Genomic DNA, 243 nt, shown 5'->3' with positions numbered 1-243 from the left:
GAACAGGTGTGACCTCCTTGCCATTGTCACCAGACAAGTGAATGAATTGTACATTCAAAACTAGATAGTAAGTAATGATTTTGCGTCGCAAAACATTTTAAAATTGATTAAGTCTTCGATCGATTAGTATTCGTCAGCTCCACGTGTCGCCACGCTTCCACCTCGAACCTATTAACCTCGTCATCTTCGAGGGATCTTATAACCGAAGTTGGGAAATCTCATCTTGAGGGGGGCTTCATGCTT

1 rRNA gene is annotated in these 243 nt (G+C 42.4%); it reads right to left on the bottom strand.

The window, feature by feature from the left end:
• Nucleotides 1-103: 103 nt before the first annotated feature.
• Nucleotides 104-243 (bottom strand): 23S ribosomal RNA (locus CD155_RS12370); the annotation flags it as partial.

This window comes from Staphylococcus caprae (assembly GCF_002902725.1).
GTDB classification, from domain to species: domain Bacteria; phylum Bacillota; class Bacilli; order Staphylococcales; family Staphylococcaceae; genus Staphylococcus; species Staphylococcus caprae.
The sequence above is the reverse complement of the archived record's forward strand: the minus strand, read 5'-3'. Positions and strand labels throughout refer to the sequence as shown.